We start from the raw sequence: 9,542 nt of genomic DNA, 5'->3' as shown, positions 1-9,542 counted from the left end.
CAACGTAGCGGATGGCGACCTCAATGCCAATAGCAAAGATGCCGTTAACGGCAGCCAACTGTTTGCGACCAACCAAAACGTAGCGACCAACGCCGCCAATATCGCCAAAGGTATCAACTTCGGCGGTACCACCGGCAGCAACAACTACGCATTGGGCGACACCATCAACGTTAAAGGCGACAGCAACATCATCAGCGAAACCGTAGCCGGTGGTGCACAGCTGAAACTGGCCGATGTATTGAATGTTGGTCAAGCGGCTCCGGTGAAAATCGATGGCGATAAAGGTGAAGTCAGCGGTTTGAGCAATACGACTTTGGGCGGCAGCGACTTTGCGCAAGGCAAACGTGCGGCGACTGAAGAGCAGCTGAATGCAGCTCAAGATCAGTTGGTGAATGTGTTGGGTGGCAATGCGGCCAATAATGGCGGCAACATCAGCATGACTGATATTGGCGGTACTGGTGAGAACAACATCCACGATGCAATCAAAGCTGTTAATGCAACTGCCAATCTGCCTTTGACTTTCGGCGGCGACAGTGGCAAAGATGTTGAACGCAAACCGGGTACGAAGCTGAATATTGTTGGCGGTCAAACCGATGCAGCGAAACTTTCAGACGGCAATATCGGCGTTGTAGCGAATGGCTCTGATAAGTTGGAAGTCAAATTGGCTAAGGACTTGGCAGTTGACAGCGTGAAAGCTGGTGATACCACAGTCAATACTGACGGCGTGAAAGTTGGTGATGTCAACCTGACTAAAGCCGGCTTGAACAACGGCGGCAACAAGATTACCAACGTTGCAGCCGGTACTGATGATACTGATGCGGTGAATGTTGCTCAGTTGAACAAAGCTGCGGCTGCGGCTAAGACTGAAGTTGTTCAAGGCGATAACATTGTTGTTACTCAGGATGTCGGCGCCAATGGCCAAACCATTTACAAAGTGGCTACCGATAAAAACCTGAAAGTCGACAGCGTTACCGCAGGCGATACCGTGATGAATAATGACGGTGTGAAAGTTGGCGATGATGTTGCCTTGAACAAAGACGGCTTGAAAGCAGGCGATGTGAACCTGACCAAAGCTGGCTTGAACAATGGCGGCAATAAGATTACCAACGTTGCGGCCGGTACGGATGACACCGATGCAGTCAATGTTTCTCAACTGAAACAAGCTGCTGCTGCGTCTAAGACTGAAGTTGTTCAAGGTAAGAATATCGTTGTGACTCAGAAAACAGGCGGCAAGGGTCAGACTGTTTACGAGGTGGCAACCGATAAAGACTTGGATGTTGACAGCGTGAAAGCCGGCGATACCGCAGTGAATAATGATGGTGTCAAAGTGGGTGACGATGTTGCATTGAACAAAGACGGCTTGAAAGCAGGCAAGGTAAACCTGACGAAAGACGGCTTGGACAATGCGGGCAACAAAGTAACCAACGTAGCCGATGGCGATCTCAATGCGAACAGCAAAGATGCCGTCAACGGCAGCCAGTTGTACGCAACCAACCAAAACGTAGCCAACAACGCTGCGACGATTGCCAAAGGCATCAACTTCGGCGGTACGACCGGCAGCAACAACTACGCGTTGGGTGACACCATCAACGTTAAAGGCGACAGCAACATCATCAGCGAAACCGTTGCCGGTGGCGCTCAACTGAAGTTGGCTGACGAGATTAGCGTGAAGACAGTGAATGCCGATACCTTCAAAGCAGGCGATACTGTGATGAACAATGACGGCGTGAAAGTCGGCGATAAAGTTGCGTTGAACAAAGACGGTCTGACCGCAGGCAATACAGTGGTCAACAACGATGGCGTAACCATTGCTGCACCGACTGAAAGCAATCCGAACAACCAAGTTAAACTGTCTCCTGTCGGTCTGAACAACGGCGGCCAACGCATTACCAATGTGGCTCCGGGTAAAGACGGTACAGACGCGGCAAACGTGAACCAGTTGATTGGCTTGGGCAACGAATTGCAGAACAACATCAACCAAGTAGGTAAGAAAGCCTACGCGGGTGTGGCCGGTGCGATTGCCCAAGGCTCGATTCCGCAAGTAACCCGTCCGGGTGCGACCGGTATCGGTATCGGCAGCGGCTACTACGGTGGTCAGTCTGCCATGGCCATCGGCGTATCTGCGATGAGCGACGGCGGCAACTGGATTGTCAAAGGTAACTTCTCGGCCAATACCGACGGTCATGTCGGTGTCGGTGCCGGTGCGCTGTATCAGTGGTAAGTTGGCAATGACAGGCAACTAGATTTGCTGCCTGAATAGGGAGGCCGTCTGAAATTTTAGGTTTCAGACGGCCTTTTTTTCTGAAAACACTTGAATTTAGGCTATATGAAACGATATGCTTCATCTATTTACCGCATGACTCTGAAAGAGAACAAATGAGCAAAACCATCCATTATTTGAAAGACTACGCCGCGCCAGCGTACCGTATTCTGAAAACCGACCTGCATTTCGATATTTTAGAACCGCAAACCATCGTCAAATCCAGTCTGACCGTTCAATCTGAAAGAGCAGGGGAGCCATTGGTATTGGATGGTTCGGCAAAACTGCTGTCTGTGAAAGTAAACGGCCGAGCCGTAGATTATGTGTTTGAAGACGAAAAACTGACGATTGCAGGCGTGCCGTCTGAAAACTTCACGCTGGAAGTGGAAACCGAAATTCTGCCTGCTGAGAACAAATCTCTGATGGGTCTGTATGCTTCCGGCGGCAATTTGTTTACCCAATGCGAACCGGAAGGTTTCCGCAAAATTACGTTCTATATCGACCGTCCGGATGTCATGTCTAAATTTACCACCACCATCGTTGCAGACAAAAAACGCTATCCGGTGTTGCTGTCTAACGGCAATAAAATCGATGGTGGCGAGTTTTCAGACGGCCGTCATTGGGTGAAATGGGAAGACCCGTTTGCCAAACCGAGCTATCTCTTTGCTTTGGTGGCAGGCGATTTGGCGGTAACGGAAGATTATTTTACGACCATGAGCGGCCGTAAGGTCAAAATCGAGTTCTACACCACTGAGACAGACAAACCTAAAGTCGGTTTTGCAGTTGAATCGTTGAAAAATGCGATGAAATGGGACGAAACACGTTTCGGCTTGGAATACGACTTGGATATTTTCATGGTCGTTGCCGTGGGCGATTTCAATATGGGCGCAATGGAAAACAAAGGTTTGAATATTTTCAACACCAAGTTTGTGCTGGCCAACAGCCGTACCGCGACCGATACCGACTTTGAAGGCATCGAATCTGTGGTCGGCCACGAATATTTCCACAACTGGACGGGCAACCGCGTGACCTGCCGCGATTGGTTCCAATTGTCGCTGAAAGAAGGTTTGACCGTTTTCCGCGATCAAGAGTTTTCCGGCGACCGAGCCAGCCGTGTGGTACGCCGTATCGACAATGTCCGCATGCTGCGCTTGTTCCAATTTCCTGAAGATGCGGGCCCGACTGCGCATCCTGTCCGCCCGGCCAGCTATGAAGAGATGAACAACTTCTACACCATGACCGTCTATGAAAAAGGTGCGGAAGTAGTGCGTATGTATCACACCTTGCTCGGGGAAGAGGGCTTCCAAAAAGGCATGAAGCTGTATTTCCAACGCCACGACGGTCAGGCTGTGACTTGTGATGATTTCCGTGCCGCAATGGCAGACGCAAACGGCATCAATCTTAATCAGTTTGCTTTATGGTACAGCCAAGCCGGTACGCCGGTTTTAGATGCCCAAGGCCGTCTGAAAGATGGTGCGTTTGAATTGACCATTAAACAAACCATTCCGGCAACGCCCGATATGGCGGACAAACAGCCGATGATGATTCCGGTCAAAACCGGTTTACTGAATGAAAAAGGCGAAGCGGTTGAGTTTGAATATCAAGGTAAACGTGTGAAAGAGGCGGTTTTGGTATTGACTGAAGCCGAGCAGACTTTTGTGTTGGGCGGCGTCAATGAGCCGGTTACCCCGTCTCTGCTGCGAGATTTCTCTGCACCGGTTACCCTGAACTATCCGTACAGCGAGCAAGAATTGGCCACTTTGCTGGCGGCAGATGAAAATGAGTTTGCCCGTTGGGAGGCTGCTCAAACCTTATATCATCGCGCCATTAACGCCAACCGTCAGGCATTGGCGGAAGGTCGTCCTTTGCCTGAACACAAAGCATTGATGGATGCTTTGGCTTTGGTGGTTTCTGGTGACTTCGATCCGGCATTCCGTGCCATTTTGCTGCAAATGCCGTCTGAAACCGATGTATGGGCGGAAGAAGAAAATATTGATCCGATTCAGGTTCATCAGGCGCGTGAAGCCTTGCTCAATGCCGTTGCCGTCAAGTTCCTGCCTCAATGGCGCGAGCTGAACCGTCAAGCTGCCGAGCAAGAAAACCAAGCCGATGCCGCTGTTCGTTATGAATACAGTCCGGAACTGGCCGGCTGGCGTACTTTGCGCAATGCTTGCAGGGCATTTGTCCTTCGTGCTGACGCTGCGCATATCGAACACGTTGCGGAGAATTACGAAGCAATGGCGCAAAACATGACCCACGAATGGGGTATCTTATCCGCAATCAACAGCAATGAAAGCGAAATCCGCGATCGTTTGTTGACACAATTTGCCGATAAATTCGCCGATGATGCCTTAGTAATGGACAAATACTTTGCCCTGATTGCTTCAAGCCGTCGCAAAGATACTTTACAGCAAGTTCAGACGGCCTTGAGTCATCCTAAGTTCAGTATTGAAAACCCGAACAAGGCCCGTTCTTTGTTGATCAGCTTCAGCCGCAATATTCCGCATTTCCATGCAGAAGACGGCAGCGGCTACCGCTTTATAGCCGACAAAGTGATGGAAATCGACCGCTTTAACCCGCAAGTTGCCGCCCGCCTGGTGCAGGCTTTCAACATCTGCAACAAATTGGAAGCCAACCGCAAAGCTATCATGATCAAAGAATTGCAACGCATCAATGCACAAGAAGGTTTGTCCAAAGATGTGGGCGAGATTGTCGGTAAGATTTTAAATGAGAAATAAATCTTGTCTGTTGACCTTATTGTAATTTGGCAATAAGGATAGATAGACTAAAGGTCGTCTGAAACTGATTGGTTTCAGACGGCCTTATATATTACGCCCCGTGAAAGGGGCAATTAACCAAACTTAACAATCCCCTTTCATTAGCCAAGTGAAAGGGGCTTTTTTATGTCAGCAAACATTATTTTCAGTTCGTCTTACTGGCGAATATTCAAATCAAAAAATTCATGTGTTTTGTGCTTTTACCGATTCCAAGTAGGAAAAGCTCATGAGCTGGAAACGCAAGAAACGTTTCCAGATTTGTTGGAAACACTGAAACAAATAGATTCGGCAGGCTCTTACTATCCTGTCATTTTAACTTCGGACGGTTCGCCGTTTATTGTTCTTTAATAGTTTGTCGGAATGAAGGGCTTTCGGTCGCAGACCGTCGGGCGCGCGCCAGCGCGGCAGACGGGAAGCGGCAGAAAGCCCCCCCCCTTGACTAACAGGGGGGGAGCAAAAATCAAAGCCCCGAAATTCCAAAAGAGGGGAGCAGATGAGCCAAATAGAATATTTCTCACATTTCATCACGGATGAGCGGGGGAAACTGATTGAAGTTCCGCAAAGGCGGGGCATACAGGACGGCGTTTTCATAGACTGGCTTTCTATAACATTCCATGAAGACACATTGGTAAAAATCGCCGGATGTCCGTTGGTATCTGATACCGAATACATGTACGTCTTGAGCAGGAAGTTGGAAGAAATTTTAGGTTTCGGCATTACCCGAAAATGCAAGTCCAAAGGTAACAAGTTTTACGAATCTATGTACCGGCTCGGATCGGACGATGTGGATTATGGAGAAGTCCATTATGGCGGCCAGCGGGATACCGTTTTGATTGAGCTGAAAGGCGTCGGGTGCAATCTCGCGCAAGCGGGTTGGGAAGCACGAATGAAGCAGTTTTTAGACGAAGCAGTCCGACCTAGAATAACCCGTGTAGATTTGGCATTGGATTTTTTTGATGGAAGCTACACACCTGATCAGGCACTGTTAGACCACGATAACGGCTTTTTCGACAATCACAATATGCGCCCGAAGTCTGAAACAGTCGGGTCGGCATGGCGTAAGGAAGACGGCACAGGTAAGACGTTCTATGTTGGTCGGAAGAAAAATTCCCGCTTTGTCCGTGTATACGAAAAAGGCCGTCAGTTGGGTGATAAGGACAGTCCATGGGTCAGGTTTGAAATACAGTTTAACCACGGAGATATAGAAATACCGTTTGAGATTCTGACAGACGAAGGCGGTTATTTTTGCGGCGCATTTCCAATATGTAGCACTTTCAAAAATATGCCGCAAGAAAAACGGTTTGAGCCGAGAAGTAAAGCACTGAATCTGACGTTCGGTCACAAACTGAAACACGCAAAGAACGCCGTCGGCAAGCTCGTCAATTTCATGTCCGATTTAGGTTTTACGGCTGAAGAAATTGTTAGGCATCTAAAAGCAGAACAAGGTTATCCCAAAGGTCTGGAGCCTGAAAAATATGATTTGAACGAATTGAGGCAGGCAGAAAGAAGCGGGTTTATACATGAATCGGCGGAAGCGGCACTTGATTTTGAAGTCATGGCTTTAGATTTAGATTCAGTCTGTTTCAAACTGTCTGAAGGTTACGACCCACATAAACGTCTTTTTGACGTTCAGTATGAAGCAGACAGAAAACGCAAAGAAGACGAATCGTATGAACAATTTTTGCAGCGCAAATATGAAGAAGGTTTACCGCTAGCCGAGCAGATGAAGCGAAGGACGGCGCGATGGCATGAAACAACAGCGCGAAACCGTATTAAAAATTCCAAGTATCGGCTGTATCGCGGTGAATATAGGGCTTATACCAAAAAGCCCGTCAAATTTGATTGGTATGATTTTTAAGAAAGGAAATATCCATGTTTAACCAAACCCAGATTATCACTTATCCAGCAACCTTTTTAGGTGCAAAAAAATTCAAAGGCGAAATTGACGGCTCGAAGATTGACAGTTGTTCCGTCTTGGTGGCTACACCGCTCCCGTCTCAATCGGGTAACGCCGTAGGATTCACCGCAGCGCAGATGAAGTTCGGTTCAAGCGATAACTTTGCAAAGTTGGAAAACCTCAGTTTCCCTTGCGAAGTCATGATTACCGTAGAGATGACTTCGACAGGCAAAGGCATGGTTCCCTCCCTGAAAGAGTTCCAAGTACAAACAGAGGCAAAGCCGAAAGGCTAAATCATGAAATATAAAGAACGGTTCATAGTTCAGGATTTGGAATCACATGAATTCATCTATCCCGATCCGTTTGGCGATACAGGTTTTACCCAAAATCTAAAATCTGCCGGGCATTTTGAAAGCTATGAAGACGCATTTAATGCCGGAATGGACGAAATAGGTGGTGGATTTCAAATTTTCGCGTTTTATCTGAAAGAAGAATAAGTTCACAGGCTCGGCGGGCGGTCTGTAAAACCTTTCACAAAGCCCGCATTAAAGGACTTGGAGATGAATCAAAAAATACCTCTTTCTTTTAAATTAAGTTTAGGCGGTCTGATTTTTTTTCTTTTTATTTTATTCGTATCGGTTTATTACCTGTATGGATGAAAGACGTGGGATAGTCTTAAAAAATCCCAATTTATTTTTATTAACCTGAAAGGAAAACGCTATGAAACTCGTTAACGTAGCAAAAAAATATGGCAATAAAATCTTTGCCGCAACAGCCCTGACAACCGCTTCTGCTTTGGCCGCTGCCGATGGCGTCGATTTGTCCGGTATTGGTACTACTGCTGCCGCAGAAATTGCAAAATTTGCCGTAATGGTGTCTGCAATTGGTGCTGCTGTTTTGTCAGTTATTGTGTTGATGCAAGGCTTCCGCATGGCCTTCAGCATGGTTAAAACGGCTAAATAACTGAAAGGGTAGGACATGGGGTATCGCGTCGGATTGCAATGCTTTTCTACGATGGAAGAAGCGCATGATTATGTATTGTCTCAAGTCCTACCCACCATAACGGCGGATGGCAGATTTGTACGTCCTTACAAAAATGGTAAAGACTGGTATTTGAGCGAGCAGAAAATCAATTTGAGTTTTCCGCAATGCGACATAGCCGAACAAATACAATTCGGCGTATTGGTAGGCGCGCCGTTCATAGTCTTATTAGTGCTTGTATTCGGTATCAGAATGATAAAACGGTTGATTGAATCAGTTACGGAGCATCAAGGGGGTGGAGATGATTGACTTTTGGTTTTTATACGGATTCGGAGCGGTCTGTTTGGCATCGCTGATATTTTTTTGATATTCAAAAAGGGTATAATCCCGACTTTCTGAAACCGTTACGAAAGTTAGGATTATGAAACCGTTTATTACAGAAGCTCAATTGGCACTTTTTAAATATCAAGCAGGCGGAAAATATTTTAATTGTCCGATGTCGTATATAGCTCAGCAGGAATTTGTAGAGTTTTCAAGAAATAATCGTACTGAAGATTTAATTTTTTATTTTTCTCATTTTTGGAATCGTGAAATAAAAAAAGATATTTGGGAAATTTCTTTTTCTGATAATTCCTCGCTTTTAATTAGAAAAGTTTTTAAAAATGGGAAAATTATATTTCAATCAAAATCAACTGATTCGACTGATAATTCTGATTTTGATGTTATTTTTAGTTAAAAACTCTTATGCAGAATGGAAAGCTGGTCCTCCATTTCCCGGATCTAATGGAACTGTCCGTCCATTATATGATTCGTCTAAAGTTAATTTAAATCCTAAAACTATGTATAAGACAGATACAGGTCATTATGGGTTTAAAACAACTATAAGCCAAACTATAGAACATGTTCCGACTGGTGCAACGCGCGCTGGCGTACCTACAATTTTTGAAGCCCAAGTATCCCGAAAAGCCGTCCTTTCAGGCGCATTTAACCTGGTAAAAAGAGGCGCGGCATTAGGTACACGTTTAAGCGGTTGGGGTACAGCTGCATATTTTGCCTACGAAGCCTATCAAGCTGTTAAATCTGATCTTGAATTTGAAGGTTATAAGTATGATGAAGGTTCCAATGAATTTTTGAGAGAATGGCCGGCAAGAAATTGTATTTGGGTTAGAGACGAAAGAGACATAGTGCAAGATGTTGCATGTTATGGCGTAGATAGTTCTGTTTTAAGTGCTTACAGAAAAGGCGGTAAAAGTCAACGCGAAGCAGAAGAACTTATGAAAGGCCAAATGGAAAAACTGGCTGGCCCTTTTTGGGAAAAACGTAAAAAGGAACTTGATAAAGATTTAAGTTCAAAATTTTGGGAATATTACCATTTAGATGAATGTCGATTCGATTTAAATGGAGGTGGTTGTTCAGTTAAAAGAGGTAGTGACGGCAGAAGTTCAGTTTTTTTTCGTTTAAAAATGCGAGATACACAAGTCCTTGATCAAGAAACATTTTTAAAAATTTCAACCAATTCAATAGATAGCAACCCAACGCCCTTTGTCGAAGGAACAGGCAAACCAGAATATAACGAAAAAGTTTCAGTTCCTGCCGGTACTGTTGTAACCATTGGACCTGTCACTCC

Annotated in this window: 9 protein-coding genes; all 9 read left to right on the top strand. The window is 45.9% G+C overall.

The window, feature by feature from the left end:
* A partial coding sequence (locus tag O3661_RS10430) for a YadA family autotransporter adhesin (protein ID WP_371493371.1) occupies positions 1-2,221 on the top strand: 2,221 nt, incomplete at its 5' end.
* 155 nt (positions 2,222-2,376) lie between these two features.
* Positions 2,377-4,998 (top strand): aminopeptidase N, encoded by a 2,622-nt coding sequence (gene pepN / locus O3661_RS10425; protein ID WP_371493369.1) that lies wholly within the window; start codon positions 2,377-2,379, stop codon positions 4,996-4,998.
* A gap of 532 nt (positions 4,999-5,530) precedes the next feature.
* Positions 5,531-6,895 (top strand): replication initiation factor domain-containing protein, encoded by a 1,365-nt coding sequence (locus O3661_RS10420; protein WP_371493367.1) that lies wholly within the window; start codon positions 5,531-5,533, stop codon positions 6,893-6,895.
* Positions 6,896-6,909: 14 nt separating this feature from the next.
* Positions 6,910-7,227 carry a hypothetical protein gene (locus O3661_RS10415; protein WP_070459708.1) on the top strand — a complete coding sequence of 106 codons (318 nt, stop codon included), beginning with the start codon at positions 6,910-6,912 and terminating at the stop codon, positions 7,225-7,227.
* A 3-nt stretch (positions 7,228-7,230) separates the two neighbouring features.
* The gene (locus O3661_RS10410) at positions 7,231-7,431 is read left to right on the top strand and encodes a hypothetical protein (protein WP_314553322.1); all 201 of its coding nucleotides are present in this window, start codon (positions 7,231-7,233) and stop codon (positions 7,429-7,431) included.
* A gap of 223 nt (positions 7,432-7,654) precedes the next feature.
* The gene (locus tag O3661_RS10405; RefSeq protein ID WP_314553323.1) at positions 7,655-7,897 is read left to right on the top strand and encodes a hypothetical protein; all 243 of its coding nucleotides are present in this window, start codon (positions 7,655-7,657) and stop codon (positions 7,895-7,897) included.
* 51 nt (positions 7,898-7,948) lie between these two features.
* Positions 7,949-8,224, top strand: a complete 276-nt coding sequence (locus O3661_RS10400) for a hypothetical protein (protein WP_371493365.1) — start codon at positions 7,949-7,951, stop codon at positions 8,222-8,224.
* A 112-nt stretch (positions 8,225-8,336) separates the two neighbouring features.
* A complete protein-coding gene (locus O3661_RS10395) occupies positions 8,337-8,651 on the top strand; it encodes a DUF1132 family protein (RefSeq protein WP_371493364.1) in 315 nt (104 codons plus the stop codon).
* On the top strand, positions 8,578-9,542 hold a 965-nt coding region (locus O3661_RS10390), incomplete at its 3' end, for an IgG-binding virulence factor TspB family protein (protein ID WP_371493363.1). The genes O3661_RS10395 and O3661_RS10390, both read left to right, overlap by 74 nt.

Source organism: Neisseria sp. 20925_1_37 (genome assembly GCF_041433255.1).
Lineage (GTDB): Bacteria > Pseudomonadota > Gammaproteobacteria > Burkholderiales > Neisseriaceae > Neisseria > Neisseria flavescens_D.
Note: the sequence above shows the minus strand (reverse complement) of the source record. Positions and strands in the feature narration are given on the sequence as shown.